Genomic DNA, 18,868 nt, shown 5'->3' with positions numbered 1-18,868 from the left:
AACTCTATGCTGAGAGATGGCGCCATGTGGGATGAAAACACTGCCAAAAATTAATCATTGACGCCATAGTCGTTTGTTAAATTTAAATTTTAGAAGAGCTTATTAAAGTCAATGTCATACCCTGCTGACTTCATTTCTTTAGCTATATCTGCTTGCCAATCATTATCACTTATATAAACAACACCACTAATGTCATTGGGTAGCTCTATCGCACCTTCAACCAATGGAGCTACGTTTTTTCTGCCGAGTTTACCGATTAAGAAACCATGCTCAAATACTACATTTTGCCTAGCTCGGTGTTTCAACTCACCTGCCTCAGCTTCCGTTTTTACATTCCCCATATCATCTGGAGTGTACAAAACAATGCCAAAACCTACCTCGTTAGAATACTTGTCAATTTTCTCGATGATAGTCATTCCTTTACTTGCTTGTTCGTGAAGTATTATGGCTTCGAAACCAAGCTTTTCGATAAACCTAGCTGTTCTCTCTTTAGCTCCACCATCATGCCCATGAACAATAAAAACTTTATTCTTTGGCTTTTCAGAAGAGGATATTTCGACAGAGGGCTCCAATTCGATTTCTTGAGGATCATACTCATCGTTCTGAATGTCTAAAACAAGTGAGTCAATATATGAGATCATATTGTCCCCATCTTCACGCCAGAATCTTTGAGCATCACTTTCACCATAACGAGTAGAGAAGGCATAGTGAGTTAGTTTTACATTGAGCGTTGAACTTTCTCCAGGCATAACTTCGTCAAGAAATTGTGCAAACTTGCGCCTCCAAGCATTGAATCTATCCCTTCCATACGAACGACCGCGGGTTTGATATGCATCTAAGACCTCACCAGTTAAACGCTCTTTGAATGAATCCAACCTGTCGATTATCAAATTTTTTTCCACTGTACTCTCCTGAAATGTAACAGCTATCAGGCAGAAGAGCTTTGTATTAAAATACAGAGTTCTTCTGCCTATTTTTTATGCGCTCTATCTTAAACGACCCACCTCTTTCACAACAACGACTTATCACTCTTGATTTGTGATTGAACAAGGAAATATAGGGATTTTTCTATCTAAAAAAACTAAATGAAGAAAACTTGATAACTTGTCTGGAGAGTATTGTTAAAACAAATTTACTATTGATAATAAAGACAATATCCCCACTCCCAAAAACCCTATTATTTACTAATTTGTAATTAAGATTAAAACAGAGAAATAACGAAGTTAGCCTAGATAAATTTATTCTATCAATTCAAACAAAACGGATTTTAATAACTCCCGACCCTTCATACATTTACGATAAATAACAAATTTAGGTTTTATAAAAAAATTTGATCAATAAGGATTTTTGTAAACTTTGAATTACATACTCTAAAAATAAATCTCCCTGATAAACTTGTCATAATTCCAAATGCTCTTCCAATCTTGATTCGCAACACATGGCACAGATGTGTTGCATATAGACTTCCTATAAAGCCGTTGGGAAGAAGGAGTTTATATTAAAATCAGGAACGAAAAATGAACCAACAACGTCAATTAAGCTGGAAAATAGCAGCCATTCTAGGTACATCTTTTGGCTTTAATGCACACGCTGCAGAAATGGTCAGAGTCGATAATGATGCATTACTACAACAAAGCCTCGTCGCGCAGTCGAAGAGTGTTGCCCCACTAGAATTAGGTTTTTCTGAAGTAAAACGGGTGGTACTGCCCAATGGAAAAACCAAAGTCCGCTATCAACAAACTCACTTAGGTTTACCCGTCTTTGATACTTCGGTCGTGGCCACCCTTTCCAAGAACCAACCCACTCAGGTGTTCGGCTCCATGGCACAGGGGATCAGTGGTGACCTATCCAGCATCGCGCCAAAACTGAATCGAGAACAAGCGATTGAAGCTGCGATATCCTCTCACCGCACGTTTACTGTCGGCAAAAAGTCGATTGAAAACAAAAATGCGAAACTCATGGTGAGACTGGATGAGAACCAAACCGCGCAAGTGGTGTATCTGGTCGATTTCTTTATCGCGTCCTCAATACCAGAGCGCCCTTTCTACTTTATTGGTGCCACAACTGGCGATGTGCTCCAAAAATGGAATGGACTAAACCACGCTAAAGCATTAGGTACTGGCCCCGGTGGCAACCTCAAAACCACTCGATATGAATATGGCAGTGACTTCCCTAACTTTCCCATCGACAAAACAGACACGACTTGTAAGTTAGAAAATGAATCAGTTAAGACAGTCGATTTGAGGAACGGAACCTCTGGCAGCGCAGCCTACAGCTACAACTGTGCCGACGGAACCAACTACACCGATCATAAATACATTAACGGGGCTTACTCGCCTCTTAACGATGCGCACTATTTTGGTAATGTCGTATTCGATATGTACAAAGAGTGGATGAACACGTCGCCTTTAACTTTCCAGCTGACGATGCGCGTTCATTACGGTACCGATTATGAAAACGCCTTTTGGAATGGCTCATCCATGACATTTGGGGATGGCAAAAACACCTTTTACCCATTGGTCGATATCAACGTGAGTGCTCACGAAGTCAGCCACGGCTTCACTGAGCAAAACTCCGGCCTTGTGTACCAAAACATGTCAGGCGGTATCAATGAAGCCTTCTCCGATATTGCAGGCGAAGCGGCTGAATACTACTTACGTGGCAGTGTGGATTGGGTGGTCGGAAGCGATATATTCAAATCAGAAGGCGGCTTACGTTACTTCGATCAACCTTCAAAAGATGGTCGCTCGATTGATCACGCCTCTCAATACTACGATGGTTTGAACGTTCACTTATCTAGCGGTGTTTACAACCGCGCCTTTTACCTTTTAGCGAACAAATCGGGTTGGAATGTACGTAAGGGTTTTGAGATATTCACGGTTGCCAACCAGTTGTATTGGACGGCAAACAGTACCTTTGACGCTGGAGCTTGTGGCGTAGCGAAAGCCGCAGCCGACATGGGCTATGTGGTTGCCGATGTTGAAGATGCTTTTAACACAGTAGGCGTGAATGCGAGTTGTGGTGTCACACCTCCAACTGGCAATTTACTGACGAAAGGCACACCGATTGCGAACCTAAGCGGGAATCAATCTTCAGAGAGCTTCTACACGTTCACTGTGGATTCTGCATCCAGCGTGACGGTTTCAATGTCTGGTGGTTCGGGTGATGCCGACCTTTATGTGAAATCGGGAAGCAAGCCAACGACATCGAGTTACGATTGTCGCCCTTACCGTGCTGGAAACAATGAGCAGTGCAGTGTGAGCGCTCAGCCGGGTGTGACCTATCATGTGTTACTGCGCGGATACTCGAACTACTCTGGCCTAACGTTACGTTTAGATTGAGTTAGAGCGAGCCTCTCAAACAAGTTGTAAATCGAGAACTAGCGGTTAACCGCGAAATAAAAACCTACTCACTTTGAGTAGGTTTTTTTATGACACACCGTAGTAGCTAATAATATTGTAAGTTATTTACTGATACGTTTATTAATTTATAAATATCAAGGTTACTTAGGTATTATTTTATAAAAACAGTTTAAATTGAGATCCTGTGCTGCACAACGAAACAAAAATAACTGACTAACTTTTGAACACATTCACGTTACTGATAGGTTAATCCTTATAGGGCAAATGCTCTATTAATGATAAAAATTAAAATAAGGATTATTTATGAGACCATCTTTTCCTATCAGTATGGTGCTTGCAACGACAGTGGTTGGCTTCCAGTCTTTTGCGCAAAATATTGAGACAACTGATTCATTAGGTATTGCAGAAAGTAGCGCAGCGCAAAAGCAATCTCTGGCGTTGCAAATCAGCGAGCGTTATTCCGATCTTGAGCTCTCCTTAAAAGCTCAGATCTCAGAAAAGAACTTATCCGCGCCTGTAGATAAATTGAGCTCTACTCAGCCCTACTCTGCATTTTCAAGCCGGATGCAGAAAGCGGATCTTGGTTATCGCAAGATGAAAGGGATCAACGACTTTAGCGACTCTGTGTTAGAGGTTCGCATGGCTGATGAAGCGATGATCGAAGCTTGGAAGAATGGTGAAAACCCGCTGTTTGCATTTGAACCATCAGGCGACGATTCGAATTGGCAATACATTGAAGCGTATGACGTGTACGGACAGGTTCATGAATTAGATGTGTACCAAATGCCAGACGTCCCAGTGTTTGTGGTTGATAGTAACGGTGCTGAAGAGCTCAAAGCAGGCTTAATGGCAATGCAGGCAGAGATGCAAAAGCTGGGTACTACAACGCAAATCAATGCCAACAGTGATAAAATCAGCGTCCACAAGTCTCAACAACAGCCTTTAATGAACAAAGTTCGTCGCTCTATTTCAGAATCTGAACCTGAAGAATTGAACACCACCCAATTATCTAAGATTCGTTTGGCCATTGATAGAGAACCGTGGATCTCTGGCAAAGCTGAAATCTACGCTATTGTCACTGGGGTTAATGCAAGCCGTATAGAGCCCCAAATCGACCTCGTTGAGATGCCTTATCTGGACTACGACAAACAGACGTACTACCCGAACCAGACCGTCATCTTCTGGCCTCGCTACCGCTGGGGTGCTGCAGACATGATCTTGATGGAACACGATGATGGCACAGACTACAAAGCGCTAGCAAAACTCTTGGTTCAAGCCGCAGAAGAGATACTGAAGATGATTCCTGATCCAGAAGTTCAAGGTTATGCGATCATCCCTCAGATCACAGGCAAGATTATCGATGTAATTCCTGATGGTGTATTAGTGAATGATGATGACTTCGTGGATGTGTACTACACCTTAATGCAGAACACGCCTTATGTAGACCGTCCGGGCGCAGGCGGAAATGCTGTCGCATCGTTTGCACCAGTAACGATTTCGCCTACAGAGTAAGTCGTTTCTTATTCAGTTAGGGCTTAATCACATAAGCCCTAACTCTTCATTATCGAAGGTAAGTCAAACACAAGAGACCTACTCAGAACCTAATTACAGGGAGTAATCAAACACAATGATGTCTTCTAAAAGCGGACGAAACACATCTTTCAGCGCATCATGCTCAGGGTGCGGAAGGTAATTCTGGCGGCCTTCTTCATCGGCGAACGTCATTAACACCGAGTGGGTATAACCTTGATTCTTGTTTTCAGGGCTGTCATTTAATCCCCATTCTACTGAAGTGACCCCTTCAACCTTGTTTGGCATCGCTTCAAACAGCATCTTTAGTTTTTGAACCTCTGAAGCTTCAGCGTTTTCTTTAAACTTAATCAGTAGAATATGACGAATCATTCCCGTTTCTTTTTGAGTCATTCCTTGTCCTTTCGAGTCGTTCGCTTACTGGTTTGTAATGCTTAACCAACACCCAATAGCGATCTAAATTAGAGAACAACAAAATGCCACACGTTACACAACATGCCAAGGCTAGATCGCTAGAGTTTATAAAATACTCCACAACCCAATAACGAAAAATGCTGCACCCGAGGGCGCAGCATTTCTCATGACAATGGTAAGCACATCTTTAACGTTAATCACGACGACCTGTAAGCTGGATCGTTTGGTCTTGATCAACGTTCTTTTGGAATTGGATTCCGCCGTTAGACGCTTCATTTCTTCCTTCCAGTGTTAAGTCAGATTCAACACGCTCAGCCTTTACTTGATTACCTTCGCTTCTTGTCATGTCGATAGTCCCTGTATACGTACCGTCGGCAGCAAAAGCAGTATTCATTGAAAGAGCCATTAAGCCTAGTGCGATTAACTTTTTCATACATCACCTCATATTATTTTTAATTATTTGTTCGTTTGGTATCTGTGTTTTTGTTGGAGTAACTTTAACAATCGAACATGAACCATAGATGTGAGCTATGTGATGAGCTGCCGCCGCTCGCAAAAAGACGCACCTTTGAATCAGTGGTTATTCCAAATGTTGAAATCTACCCTGAAAAACAAACAAGCGTAGTTCAGCTTTTAACGGGTTAACTACTTAAAGGCTTAACTGCCTAACTCCCCTACCATCCAAAAAAAGAAAAGGCTCCCGAGGGAGCCTTTGATTAGGGTTCTAGTGACTATTCGCTTATGTTTTTATTTTAAAATGCTTCTTCGAGCGTTTGTTCGTTCTTTTTTTCTGTTTGTTTCTCGCTGGTCTCTACCTCTTTCAAGCGCGCAGTGAAGTGTCTTAACACCGGCGGCTCGTAGGTAAAATCGAGCCCTTTCACTTGTCCTGCATTCTCTTTCACTTTTTCGAATGCTTCGATAATGAAGTCCATGTGTGTTTGTGTGTAGGTCGCGCGAGGAATGGTAAGGCGCAACAACTCAGCAGGACATGGGTGTTGTTCACCGGTTGCTGGGTCGCGACCTTGCAGCAAAGACCCAATCTCAACCGCTCTGATACCCGCGACTTTATAGAGTTCACACGCCAAAGCATGTGCTGGGAACTGACCTGCTGGAATATGAGGAAGCAGTTTACCCGCATCCACAAACGCAGCATGACCGCCTGCTTGCTGGCACACGATGCCCATCGCTTCTAAGCCATCAACAAGGTATTGCACCTGGCCAATGCGGTACTCTAACCAATCTTGGCGCATGCCGTCATAAAGGCCAACTGCCAAACGCTCCATCGCGCCACCTTCTAAGCCGCCATAGGTTGGAAAGCCCTCTTGCACCACACACAAAGTTCGACACTCTGTGTACACATCCATGAAAGAGTCGTCTTTAAAGCACAACAAGCCGCCCATTTGTACCATGGCATCTTTCTTAGCAGACATGGCTAAGCCATCCGCGTATTTGTAGGATTCACGCGTGATCTGTTCGATTGTCCAATCTTGATAACCCACTTCTCGTTGTTGAATGAAGTAGGCATTTTCAGCGTAGCGTGCCGAGTCCATGATCACAGGAATATCGTACTTCTGAGCAATTTCATAAACGGCTTTTAGATTGGCGATAGACACTGGCTGTCCACCAGCAGAGTTACAAGTAATGGTACTCACAATGTAAGGAACATTGGCCGCGCCCGCTTCTAAGATCGCTTCTTCCAGCTTCGCCACATCGAAGTTGCCTTTGAAGTCCGCATTCACTGAGGTATCGAACGCTTCTTTGGTATAAACGTTTTTCGCCACACAGCAATTCACTTGGGTGTGACCTTGTGTTGTATCGAAGAAGTAGTTCGACAAGGCGACCATTTTGCTGCGATCGAGTCCCTTTTCCATTTCACGCTTCTTGATAAGAACAGGAATGTAGATCTGCTCTGCGCCGCGCCCTTGGTGTGTTGGAATCGTCAACTCGTAACCGAAGATATCCTTAACCGCATTCGACAATGCGTAGTAACTGCGACTACCACTGTAAGCTTCATCCCCCATTAACATCGCGGCTTGCATACGTTGGGTGATAGAACCTGTACCACTGTCTGTCAGTAAGTCGATAAACACATCATCACTATCCAGTAAGAATGGGTTCATGCCCGCGTCAACAATGGCTTGCTCACGATATGCAGAGGTTGTTCTTTTTACTGGTTCTACAACACGAATACGAAACGGTTCTGGTAGATGTTTGAAGTTTTCCATAATAGTACCTTTCTATACATTCCGATCAGGTCGAAATCTATTTTCTTTAGATGTCACGAATCCTCACCATTAATTTAATAGCTCCGCATAAAGATAGACGGAAATTAACAATGAAAATAAACAAGTTAAATAATTAGTTATTAATCAAACCTAAACAGAGGCTGAGATAATTAGCGAGAACGACAAAACAACGAATATTCTGCACGAAATAATAAGTGCGACATTCATGCGTTCAAAGGTTATCAAAGCTGCTGATAGGTAAACAAAGCACGCTGCTTTGCTAGCGCGTGACGCCAAGAGGGTACTACTCTGAAGAAAGGCGGAACGAGAGCTGGTGATCTAAGGTATACCAAGCTAACAAGGTTAGCCATGTTGTTGATTGCCATTTCAGATACATGTTCACAATATATCCCTACGTTGAAATCAAGGTGATCCGAAATTTAAATATAGTGTAATTGTTTTATAAATACAGCTTAGAAAAGTATAAATGTGATCAACATTTAGAATGATGATTAAATACGATAGCATGTTATATAAACTGTGAATCACAGTCGTTTATATACTATTAAACTAGTTCAGCGAGTTACTTAATAATATCAAATCTCTTTTAAACTCAATGCTTCCTCGAATAAGGGGCGAAGATGGCTGTTTTCTAAAAAGCTATCTTCTAGGAATCTACTGAGCTAAAAAGATAAGCTCTGATGAGGCTCAAACCTCACCAGAACCGTATTCGCAGTGAATAACTTACTTCTTCTTCACGACTTGCTTGATGGCCATTTCAGCCAGTTTTGGCGTCGCTGCTTTCAATGCACTGGGGGCAACCTTCTTACCCGCCTTGACCGCTTTATTCAGTTGGCCTTTAACCGACGTCCCTCTTTTCATGGCTTCTAAACGTTGGCGATTTCTCTGAACGTTATTTGCGTCAGCGATACGCTCGATCAACGTCTGCCTTAAAGTATCTAAACCAAACTGTACCTTTTCTGGCGCAATCGCCAGCGGTAACACGATATCGGTTTGCAGCAATATATGATTGTGTTCGAGCGCTTGAGCAATGATCTTCGCTTTGGTCGATGTTGGATTCTCTAAGTCATACGGCGGTTGCCAATCGTCTACAGGCTTTAATCTGTCTACCTGATTCACAACCGACACCACAATCGGTTTCTTGCGTGAGATGTTCTTAGGATCGTCATAGAAAGCATCAAATCTATCTTTCAATTGCTTATCCAAATCACGTGCAGACTGATTGGCTTTAAGCACCCATAGCACCACATCCGCTTGGGTCATCTCTTTCAGCATTAAGGCTTCGGTTTTAGGATTGCCATCAAGCCCCTGAAGATCAACAACGCGAACATCATTGTCGTCGACAAACGCGTTATACACCGTTGAAGTGTCGGTTGATGGCAGCACATCCACTTCTGCAACCAACTCTTGCTTGAGTGCATTGATAAGTGAAGATTTACCCGAACTGGTTTGTCCCACCAGCACGATTCGCACAGGCTCTAGCTCTGGAGCAAAGCGTTGTTCGTCGAGTTCAGAAACATCAGACACTTTAAGTGCCTCATCTTCAATGCTGAAACGTCCGCTGTAGAGGTCAATCGCCACCGCCGCAACTTCATCTAACAAGGCTTGTTTGGCGGCGTATTGCATGTCATCAACCACACCCCTTGTCATCGTTGCTGTCGCTTGTTCTCGTCCTAAATCAGAAATCACCTTGAGTGGATTCAAATACAAGTTTTTAAGGTGGTTACCCCAAATAGCCGCTTTGAAGATCTTCTGTCCTAGCTCACCGTATTTATCGTAGGCTTCGTAGCCCGCTTTGATGTAAGAAACCTTGAGATACTCAATGCCGGGGATATGCTCTCGCACTACCAATTTGTAGCGTCGGCTGACCTCTTCGAACAGCTTTAGCCCTTCAGGAATCGAAAAATCGAGTGATTTCTTATCAAACTTTTTCGCAACAAATTCAAGTACCTCTAAACCGGTTTGGTCTAGGTTACCCCACTCTATGTCGACCATTAATTGTTGGCGTACATGGTGTTTTGAATCATTCCAGATCGACAGTTCTTTTTGAGACCAATCAGCCGAAGCCTTAACCAATGCATCGTTGATATCAGCTTTTTTATGCTGTGATTCAGCTTCAGCAGTATCCTCGCCAAGGCCGCCACTCTCTTTATTCGAGAAAGGCTCTTTATTTGAAGAGCGGCTTGAAGAACGGCTAGAAATGAATAAAGGAATGGTGAACACCAAGGTACTCACGGCAATGGCAATCGACATTTCGAGTAGATAACCGTATTTGATCGCCAAGAAGACACCAAAACCCATCATGATAATGCTTGGGAAGATCGCCGAAATCAGGGCAATGCCCCAGCGTCCGCTCGATAGCACCGCCAGTAATCGAAATAGGTTTCTAATTTTCTTCATAACCCGACGCCGCCTTTCCTTTTTTCAGAGATTCTTTGTAGATCTTCTGCATCTCTTGTTCAGACACTTCTTCACCTTTGTTCTTATGATAGAAGTAAAAACAAGCCGCGCGACCTAAACCATAAGAGGTGCCGAAACTCATTGCCGCTGCAGCCACCGCACCTACCGTTTGACCATAAACTGGAATCAGCTTTATCAACTGTCGAGTGCCCAGCTTCATTCCGTATTGCAAAGCAAAGCTGCTTCCCAGAGTGCCTATCAACTCACTAAAGACTCTCTTATTCCATTCGACCCCATATTGATTGGCCAAGCTGTGAAGCATTTTGGCTTGAATCGCAGGTACCGACACCAAACCAACACCGGGAATCAGGTCACTCGCTGCGGCACTTCCTGCATACCAAAGCACTTCGTTTTCTACTTGATCAAAGTTGGCTTCTTCTTGCGTGGAATGTTCTTTGTCTTGCACCATCATTCCTATCACCGGAAGAATACTGCTCAGCTTTTCTAACAAGATGTCATAGTTGTAAACCGCTTCGCTGTTAGACATAGCGTTGTCATCCGTTTCGAAATCGACCGCTACCGATTCAAACTCTTTACCCCAAGCCTTCTCTACTTGGTTGCTGTTGAACTGAATTTGCCTTGCTCGATCTGGTTCACTGGAAGACAACACCGCCGTATGAAGCAGCAACAAGTGTTTAATCTTCTTCTGTTTCTTAATCTGTTTTAGAGCCGTAACCACAGCGGATTGTTCAGGTTCGTCGGCTTTCATTACAACGACTAACGCATTACCTGCCTGACCAATCTCTTCCAAATCCTCTTTCGCATCGTAATTCGCTTCGCTGAGTCCTCTGGTATCAAGAAACCTCATCACGGGTTTGTCTTGCGGAAACTCATACGACATCGCCGTCATGGTACAAGGCGCAAAACCATTGCCCACTTCTACAGAAGAGTCGCCCGTGACCGCTTGAATAAACGATGACTTGCCCGCCCCCGTTTTGCCCAACAGCCACAATGTAGGAAGATGCTTGCGCTGATATTCATGAGCCTGAGTCAAGTCTGGGTTCTTGCTCGGATTAATGAAGTCTTTTATTTGATCAAACATGTTTAGAGTAACGCTCACTTGATGTTGAGATTCGAGTTGATGACAAAGCAATACTGACTTATATAATCACAAATCATATTAAACTTATGTTTGTTCAGTCGCACAGGTTTACAATGCCTAAACGCTTGTTTTTATTTGCGCGCTCATTTTTATAGACGCTTTTTTATACGTACGGGTATCATCGTATTGATTCGGGTACCTAACGAACATCAACAAACACAGAGAGCTCAAAGAGAAGTATGGAACAAATTTATTTAGCTGGCGGCTGCTTGTGGGGTGTACAAGAATTTATTAAGTACGTTCCTGGTGTTATCAGCACAGAAGCAGGCCGTACTAATGGAAGCGCCCAGCCAACAGAGAACAAAACGACACAAAGCGACGGCACACAAAGCGATTACAATGGCTACGCGGAGTGCGTACAAATTGAATTTGATCCAAACATCACGTCAGTCACGATTTTGATGGAACACTTGTTTGAGATTATCGACCCTTACAGCTTGAATAAACAAGGTGTCGATGTCGGAGAGAAATACCGCACAGGTGTATACAGCACTAATGCAGAACACTTAACCGAAGCTAAGCACTATATTTCTTCAAGAGATGATGCCGACCGTATCGCTGTTGAGGTGTTGCCGTTGACCAATTATGTTGCCAGCGACGACATCCACCAGCATCACTTAAGTCACTTCCCTGAAGATCACCACTTATGTCATATCCCTTGGGATCTGCTGCATAAGTATAAATCACAGTAGTCACGACGTAAGATTGAAATGGTCACGACCTAAGATCGATAAAGCCTCAACAGACATTATCTGTTGAGGCTTTTTAAGTGTTATGGTTAGGTCAGGTCAGCTATCGTGAATTGATTTGATAACTCATGCCATTAAACCATTAACCATTAACCATTAACCATTAACCATTAGCCATTAGCCATTAACTAATAACTTACTTAGTCGTATTCTCAAGCACGTAGTCTGGACCCGCTGTTTCAGCTGTCACAACCGCAAGTTTAGACACGTCTGCGCCTTCACCTTGGTAAGCGTTAATGCCATTTTCTACAACGACTTTTGGTAGCTCAATCGAGTAGCCTTCGATCAGTTCAGAATCCGTTACTTGACCTACGTAAGTTTCGTCTGTGTAGGTTGCGCCAACTAATGGGAAGTCTTGCGTTGCACGGACACTTACAAATTCAGGTGACTGCGAGTTATCAACCACATTGTGTTTAAACGCCACATCAACACCCGCATAAATGCCTTCCACTTCTGCGTTGTTGAACAGGCTTACACGGTGACTTTGGTTGCCGTAAACAATGCCCCACTCAGTATCAACTAGAGAGTTATTCTCGATCGTGATGTTTTTCGGTGTCCACTGCTTATTAAGCTCTTTGCCTTTCACCGATTGATCTAGCTGCTCACCATTCGCTACGTCGATGATGCCCGTGTTAATAACAATGCCGCCACGTAGGTCAGCGTTGCCTTCAATCACACCATCACGACCACGAGTGTTGGCAATGTAGTTATTGCGAATCACATGATCTTCATCGTAGATACGAATGCCGCCCGTTAGGCGTTTCTCGTTACCCAGAATCATGTTGTTCTCAACTGTGTTGCCTTTACCGTGGCGCAGTGAAATAAGAGCTGCACTTTGGAAGATCGTGTTGCCTGAGATCGTGTTGTCGCCCGACTTAATCGAGATAAGCTCACGCTCACCATCCATATCGATCATTAGGTTGTTCACGAACTTAGAACTTGAATCCCACTGTGAAGATTTAGAATCACCAATACGGATCGCTTCCCAGCTGTTGCCGTTGTAACGAATCGCTTCTTTGATGTCGAATTCGTTGAACTGGTTAGGCTTTTGATCCATGAAGATGTTATTTGCGATCAGGTGGTTGTCAGCTGTGTCATCTTTTTGTACACCAATCAAAGTGCCGCGTTTTTGCTTACCTTCGAAACGGTTGTTGATGACTTTGCCGTCTTTACCCCATAGAGAAACCCAAAGGTACTTTGGATACTCAGAACGACGCTCGTCTGGCTCGTACGTGTAATCGTGGTTGAAGTAGTAGAATGTTGAGTTTTGAAGCGTATTGCCATTACCCATCATACGAACTGCGCCAAAGCGTTCGTTAGGACCGCCCTCAGTAAATACCAAGCCATCAAGCGTGATGTCATCGCCTTTCAGTTCAAACTGAATCAAACCAGTGATCCACGCAGAACCTGCTTGCTCGGCCTTGATAGTGATGTCATTCGCCGTGATCGTCACTTGACCTAAGTTCGCGTATTTACCGGCAGGGATCACCAGTTCGTCGCCATCTTTTAGGTTTTCAAATTGTGCTTTAAGCGCAGCCACTTGCTCTTCCGAAGCAACGGCTAAAGTGTCGCCATCTACCTCTGTTAAGCGGTCACTGCTCAATAGGTAACTACGGTCAATTTCGCTAACAGCAGGCGTAGCTTGTTCAGCGACACTGACTACGGGTGCTGTTTTTTCTTGTGTTGTACAGCCTGTTGCAAAAGCGAGTGTGAACGCGCTAATAATGCTTACCGATAATAGTTTTTTGTTCATCGTACATCTCACATTAAAGTTTGGATTATAAAAATGACGACCACCCGTTCAGGTGGCCGTGATGTTATTTAGGATGCGTATTAAATTAGCCTTCGGCTGGAGTCACTTCGTCTTGTTGCTCGACTTTGTCATCGACTGCTTTAACAAGTAACAGACCAACAGAGAACACAATCAAGCCACACAGAACGAATACCATGCGTCCCCACATTGGGTTTGGCAGTACGAACATAGTCATTACGCCCACACCCGCTACCGCGATAAGTGAACCCAACATACGACGTTGCTTGTTATCCAGTTTCTTCTGTTCATTACTTTCAGCAACTAGTGGCGTCGCTAGGTTGTTGAAGAACTTGTCTACGTCTTTCTCACGGTGCTCAGCAAGAGGCTTGTAGAACAGTGTTGAAAGAACAAAGAAGCCAGCAGTAAATATGATGTGACCGATAAGGCCGATAGCCACTTTCAGGTCAGCCCACTCACGGCCAGTTAGTTCATTTAGACCGAACCAGTTTTGAATCATGTCCGCAGTGATAACGAAACCAACGAAGTAAGAAACCACACCACCTACAACTAGCGTGCCCCAACCTGCCCAATCCGGTGTTTTACGGATGAAGAAGCCACAGAATGCTGGAATTGTCATTGGGAAGCCGATCAATGCGCCCACGTACATCATGGTGTCGAAAAGGCTCAGACCTTTAAGAGAGTTGATGAACAGAGCAACCAAGATGATCGCGATACCGAAGAAGGTAGACGTTAGTTTAGAAACAACCATTAGCTCTTTCTCTGTCGCTTTAGGACGAAGAATCGGCTCGTAGAAGTTCTTAACGAAGATACCTGAGTTACGGTTTAGACCTGAGTCCATTGAAGACATTGTTGCTGCGAACATAGCGGCAATCAGAAGGCCAACCATACCTGCAGGCATGTATTCTTGAACGAAGTAAAGGTAAGCGAAGTCAGCGGCTTTGCTGCCAGCTTCTGGGTAAGCTGCTGCTAAATCAACACCTTGACCTGCCATGAACCAAGAAGGCATGAACCAGATGATTGGACCAAGCGTCATTAGTACACAAGCAAGTAGAGCTGCTTTACGTGCGTTATTTGAATCTTTCGCAGCAAGGTAGCGGTAAGAGTTAAGCATGTTGTTGGTGATGCTGAACTGCTTTAAGAAGATGAACACAGCCCAGATGCTGAAGATGCTCATGTAGTTCAGGTTATCACCCGTAATGAATGAATCTGTTGGGAAGTCGTTAACGATCTGCGTAACGCCACCACCGTGGTAAATCGCAACCACAGCACACGTCACCGTTACCGCCATGATGATAACCATCTGCATAAAGTCAGATGCGATTACCGCCCAAGAGCCGCCTGTTACTGACATTACTAGTACAACCAGACCCGTTAGGACAATCGTCGTTGTCATATCAAAGCCGAAGATACCCGATGCGATGATTGCTAGACCATTCAACCAAATACCTGCAGAGATAACGCTGTTTGGCATACCAGACCAAGTAAATACTTGCTCATTCACCTTACCAAAACGCATACGAATCGCTTCAATTACCGTCACAACACGCAGTTGACGGAACTTCGGAGCGAAGTAAAGGTAGTTCATTAGGTAACCGAATGCGTTCGCGATGAAGATAATCGCTACGGCAAAGCCATCGGTAAAGGCTTTACCTGCTGCACCAGTAAATGTCCAAGCACTGAACTGGGTCATAAATGCGGTTGCACCTACCATCCACCACAGCATATTACCTCCCCCACGGAAGTAATCACTTGTCGTACTTGTAAACGTTCGAAACATCCACCCTATCGCAATTAAGAATAGGAAGTAGATGCCAACTATCAGGGTATTGAGTTCCATCGTTAGACCTTTTATTTATGTTTTTTTGTTGAGGTCATTATAAATAAATGGCAAGTATATTTGTACTACAATAATCCAAATGCGTGACAATGATCTTACAGTCTGACACTCAATTAATCATACAAGTGATCGAGTTCAAAGTTGCACCACCTAGGAGCGCAATTCCTCAAGTCAGTACAGTTATCCGCACTAAATTTCGACCAAAACCCCGAAAAACATGAACAAAGTCTCTAAAAATCGAAGATTCATCGTTAAAAACTATTATTCTTGACGATCAAAGCTTAAAGAAGAGCAGCAAAAATATCGTTAGATATAATTTATAAAAATAAATTAAACCAACTCATTTGTAGTACAAATAGAATTGGAAATTTTCTTTTAAAAGTTCCCTATATTAGGCAGCCAATAATGAAAACTTGAAAACCACTATTAGATACTGACAGGGATACACGGAAGTGAAATGCTTTTAACACACCCGTTACACTTTCCCCGTCCAATAAAAAGGTGTCATTATGAAGAAATACGTTCCAATCTTAATTGCTCTTAGTACGGTATCTTCTATGAGCTATGCAGCAACACCGCGTGAAGATGCTGTTGACTACTTACAGATGCGTAAAGGCGTGGCTTACCAAGTAAACCATTCAAAACCTTTCACTGGTCAATTTGAAGAGAAGTTCGATAACGGCCAAGTCGCGACCCAAGCTCAGTTTGCCGATGGCTTAGAACTTGGGCTAGAAACTAACTGGTATCCGAATGGCCAAGTCGCTTCTAAAGTGAATTACGTAAAAGGTGAACTGCAAGGCAAAGCTGAAACCTGGTATCCAAACGGACAGAAAAAAGCAGAACTCAATTATAAAGACAATGAACTATCAGGCACCGCCTCTCGCTGGTATCCCAATGGGGAACAAAGCCTGACAGCTGAATACAGCGACGGACAAAAAGATGGATTGGTAACGGACTACTACCCGAACGGTAATAAGGCCAGCCAAGCGAAGTTTGATGAAGGTGAAGTCGCGAACGGAAAACTTACTCGCTGGAATACTAACGGTGACAAAGTTGAAGAACTGACCTTTAAAGATCACAAAGTCACCTCTAAACAGGTGTGGATGCCTACAGAAAGCTAAGCCTCAAGAACAGCTCTCACGGAGCTCTTTGATATAACTAAACGCCTGCTGTTAAAGTTTGTAGCTACACGTCTGCAACTAAGAGACAAGAGAAGAGAAGAGAAGAGAAGAGAAGAGAAGGGAAACGAACATTCATGTGATTAAGCGTGAATGTTCGTGGCTTTGATGCTGTAACAGACTCACTTGAGCGTGTTGTCATCAACCTAAAAGCCTATTCTTAAGCCGCGGTTTACACGCTTATTGAGCCGCACACGACTCTCTACTCAAATTTCAAATAAAAAACGCTCATGTTGCCTGTATCAACATGAGCGCAAGGGTAGATCTTCGACTACCATCTCCTACCTTTCTAGATGAAAGCAGAAGTTATAATTAGAATAGTTGGGAGCAATAATCAAAATGCTTTCGCAAGCACTTCAACGATTTCTTCTTTGTCGCTGATGAGAACAACGGGTAACGATTCGAACCCAGTTCATTCCTATCAAGTTCATACTTATATAGCAGGCTATGTCACTACCTTGCCTACTACATTTCAAACCTTCTCTGATTGAGCTTTAAATCACCTCAAGTAAATGTCTCATGTTCTTAAAGCGGTGGATTTAATCCATTTAGCTTCAAGACCACTCTTACTTATTCGGCTTCACACCGTCTGTTCATGCAATCAACACAGCAAAGTTATGTGTTGCTACAGAAAGTTAGTAAATAATAATGTATTACAAATAAAAATGATATCTAAAGGTTCAATTTTTTGCTGTAGCGCACATTTATTGATGAACAAAACTCTTCAAAACCATGATCAACAGCCAAACAAAACACTAAAAATCATAAACTTACCAATACAAACTGACTTTGTAACCCTTTGTAAATAGTGGTTTTGTCCTCAAAACACGATCCAATTCACAGATCATGCGCCTTCAAATCGTTAGCATATTTGTATTATCTTAACTCAAAATAAAAGACGTAAATATGAAAGCCCCTCGACTCCTACATCTTGCTGCTTGTATTGGTGCTATCACCTTTGGTTCTCAGGCTATAGCCGCTGAATTCGTTTTCTTAGACGAAGCAACATTAGAAGCGAACCGTACTCTTCTTCAATCAGACAATGCTTCTGAATCAATGAAAGACGCGTACACAAAGCTTATTGAAGAAGCCGACCTAGCAATGAACGATGGTCCTTTTAGCGTTGCTGATAAAGGAATGGTTCCGCCAAGTGGCAGCAAGAACGATTACATGAGCATTAGCCCATACTGGTGGCCTGATGAATCAAAAGAAGATGGGCTTCCATGGATTCGCCATGACGGAAAAACAAACCCAGCATCAAAAACTGACGAAACTGACTCAAAACGTATTGGCCACTTCACCCGTTCTGTTCGTGCATTAGCGGTCGCCTACTATTTTAGCCAAGACGAAAAATATGCTCAGCAAGGTATCGAATACATAAGAACTTGGTTCTTCAACGAAGACACCAAGATGAACCCGAACGTGAACTACGGACAAGGTGTTCCTGGTGTAGCAGAAGGTCGCCGCGGTGGAATCATCGATACAAGAACGCTGACTGATCGCATGTTAGATTCAATCGCTATTTTGTCTCAATCACCTACCTGGTCAGAGTCTGACGAAACACAAATCACCCAATGGTACAGCGAATACTTGGATTGGTTGATCATCGATGATTTATCTGGCGGTCCTAAAGGCGAAGCTTACGCAGAAAACAACCACGGTACTTGGTACGACTATCAAGTTGCAGGTGTTTCTTACTTTATTGGTAACGAAACGCTTGCTAAGCAAATGGTTCAAAAAGGCAAGATGCGTATCGACACTCAATTCGAAAAAGACGGCTCTCAGCCTCATGAAATCGAGCGCACGCGTGCTTACCACTACCACTATTTCAGCCTAGATCCATTGATCGGTATGGCTCAGATCGGTGACAAGGTCGGTATCGATCTTTGGAACTACACCAATAAGAAAGGCGGTTCTTTAGACACAGGTATTCAGCTAATGGCTGATTACAACGACCTATCGAAAGAGTGGCCATACACACAGAAAGACGAACGTCGTCGCGTTGAACGTATGACTCCGCTTTACCTGAAAGCTGGCGTAGCTATGGAAAACCCTGAATGGGTAAAACTAGCAACAGAGACCGATTTCAGCGAATTCACAGTCAAGAAGCAGCTAGCTGAAGTGTGGGCTCAACGAGACGTAGAACTACTTTACCCAAAACTATAATCCCAAATACAACAAAGGGCTCAACGTTGGTCCTTTAGTAACCCCTTTTT

13 protein-coding genes and 1 pseudogene are annotated in these 18,868 nt (G+C 43.4%); 6 read left to right on the top strand and 8 right to left on the bottom strand.

The genetic code is table 11. From position 1 onward, the window contains the following. Window positions 1–89: 89 nt before the first annotated feature. Window positions 90–902 (bottom strand): TIR domain-containing protein, encoded by an 813-nt coding sequence (locus AB4133_RS11880; protein WP_102575854.1) that lies wholly within the window; start codon window positions 900–902, stop codon window positions 90–92. A gap of 615 nt (window positions 903–1,517) precedes the next feature. On the opposite strand from AB4133_RS11880, the gene AB4133_RS11875 reads away from it, so the two are divergent. Both AB4133_RS11875 and AB4133_RS11870 read left to right on the top strand, forming a co-directional pair. Continuing rightward, on the top strand, window positions 1,518–3,341 hold the full coding sequence (locus AB4133_RS11875) for a M4 family metallopeptidase (RefSeq protein ID WP_372224553.1): 1,824 nt from the start codon (window positions 1,518–1,520) through the stop codon (window positions 3,339–3,341). Window positions 3,342–3,665: 324 nt separating this feature from the next. Beyond that, window positions 3,666–4,874: a DUF3103 domain-containing protein gene (locus AB4133_RS11870; RefSeq protein ID WP_372224551.1), complete on the top strand. Its 1,209-nt coding sequence runs from the start codon at window positions 3,666–3,668 to the stop codon at window positions 4,872–4,874. 93 nt (window positions 4,875–4,967) lie between these two features. On the opposite strand, the gene AB4133_RS11865 is transcribed toward AB4133_RS11870, so the two are convergent. Together AB4133_RS11865 and AB4133_RS11860 are read right to left on the bottom strand one after the other, a co-directional pair. Continuing rightward, a complete protein-coding gene (locus tag AB4133_RS11865; protein ID WP_009846539.1) occupies window positions 4,968–5,285 on the bottom strand; it encodes a Dabb family protein in 318 nt (105 codons plus the stop codon). Window positions 5,286–5,499: 214 nt separating this feature from the next. Then, entirely contained in the window at window positions 5,500–5,739 is a 240-nt protein-coding gene (locus AB4133_RS11860) for a hypothetical protein (RefSeq protein WP_017081013.1), read from the bottom strand. An 81-nt stretch (window positions 5,740–5,820) separates the two neighbouring features. Between AB4133_RS11860 and AB4133_RS11855 the strand changes: the two are divergent. Continuing rightward, window positions 5,821–5,931, top strand: a pseudogene (locus AB4133_RS11855) (LysR family transcriptional regulator); the annotation flags it as partial. Window positions 5,932–6,058: 127 nt separating this feature from the next. On the opposite strand, the gene tnaA reads toward AB4133_RS11855, so the two are convergent. The 3 genes from tnaA to AB4133_RS11840 all read right to left on the bottom strand — a co-directional run bounded on the left by tnaA (window position 6,059) and on the right by AB4133_RS11840 (window position 11,054). Then, window positions 6,059–7,531 (bottom strand): tryptophanase, encoded by a 1,473-nt coding sequence (gene tnaA / locus AB4133_RS11850; protein WP_372224549.1) that lies wholly within the window; start codon window positions 7,529–7,531, stop codon window positions 6,059–6,061. 744 nt (window positions 7,532–8,275) lie between these two features. Then, complete coding sequence (locus tag AB4133_RS11845; protein WP_372224547.1) at window positions 8,276–9,952, bottom strand: GTPase family protein; 1,677 nt, start codon at window positions 9,950–9,952, stop codon at window positions 8,276–8,278. Continuing rightward, the gene (locus AB4133_RS11840; protein ID WP_372224545.1) at window positions 9,939–11,054 is read right to left on the bottom strand and encodes a YcjF family protein; all 1,116 of its coding nucleotides are present in this window, start codon (window positions 11,052–11,054) and stop codon (window positions 9,939–9,941) included. The genes AB4133_RS11845 and AB4133_RS11840 overlap by 14 nt, the downstream gene beginning before the upstream one ends. A 239-nt stretch (window positions 11,055–11,293) precedes the next feature. On the opposite strand from AB4133_RS11840, the gene AB4133_RS11835 reads away from it, so the two are divergent. Further along, window positions 11,294–11,806 (top strand): peptide-methionine (S)-S-oxide reductase, encoded by a 513-nt coding sequence (locus AB4133_RS11835; RefSeq protein ID WP_372224544.1) that lies wholly within the window; start codon window positions 11,294–11,296, stop codon window positions 11,804–11,806. Window positions 11,807–11,999: 193 nt separating this feature from the next. On the opposite strand, the gene AB4133_RS11830 is transcribed toward AB4133_RS11835, so the two are convergent. Both AB4133_RS11830 and AB4133_RS11825 read right to left on the bottom strand, forming a co-directional pair. Beyond that, window positions 12,000–13,616 (bottom strand): polysaccharide lyase 6 family protein, encoded by a 1,617-nt coding sequence (locus tag AB4133_RS11830; protein ID WP_372057145.1) that lies wholly within the window; start codon window positions 13,614–13,616, stop codon window positions 12,000–12,002. An 85-nt stretch (window positions 13,617–13,701) separates the two neighbouring features. Further along, complete coding sequence (locus tag AB4133_RS11825; RefSeq protein ID WP_017061461.1) at window positions 13,702–15,474, bottom strand: sodium:solute symporter family transporter; 1,773 nt, start codon at window positions 15,472–15,474, stop codon at window positions 13,702–13,704. A gap of 509 nt (window positions 15,475–15,983) precedes the next feature. Between AB4133_RS11825 and AB4133_RS11820 the strand changes: the two genes are divergently transcribed. Both AB4133_RS11820 and AB4133_RS11815 read left to right on the top strand, forming a co-directional pair. After that, window positions 15,984–16,595, top strand: a complete 612-nt coding sequence (locus AB4133_RS11820; RefSeq protein ID WP_017061462.1) for a toxin-antitoxin system YwqK family antitoxin — start codon at window positions 15,984–15,986, stop codon at window positions 16,593–16,595. Window positions 16,596–17,558: 963 nt separating this feature from the next. After that, a complete protein-coding gene (locus AB4133_RS11815) occupies window positions 17,559–18,818 on the top strand; it encodes an alginate lyase family protein (protein WP_102450741.1) in 1,260 nt (419 codons plus the stop codon). Window positions 18,819–18,868: the final 50 nt, after the last annotated feature.

Source organism: Vibrio sp. 10N.286.52.F8 (assembly GCF_041468745.1).
Classification (GTDB): domain Bacteria; phylum Pseudomonadota; class Gammaproteobacteria; order Enterobacterales; family Vibrionaceae; genus Vibrio; species Vibrio crassostreae_C.
Note: the sequence above shows the minus strand (reverse complement) of the source record. Positions and strands in the feature narration are given on the sequence as shown.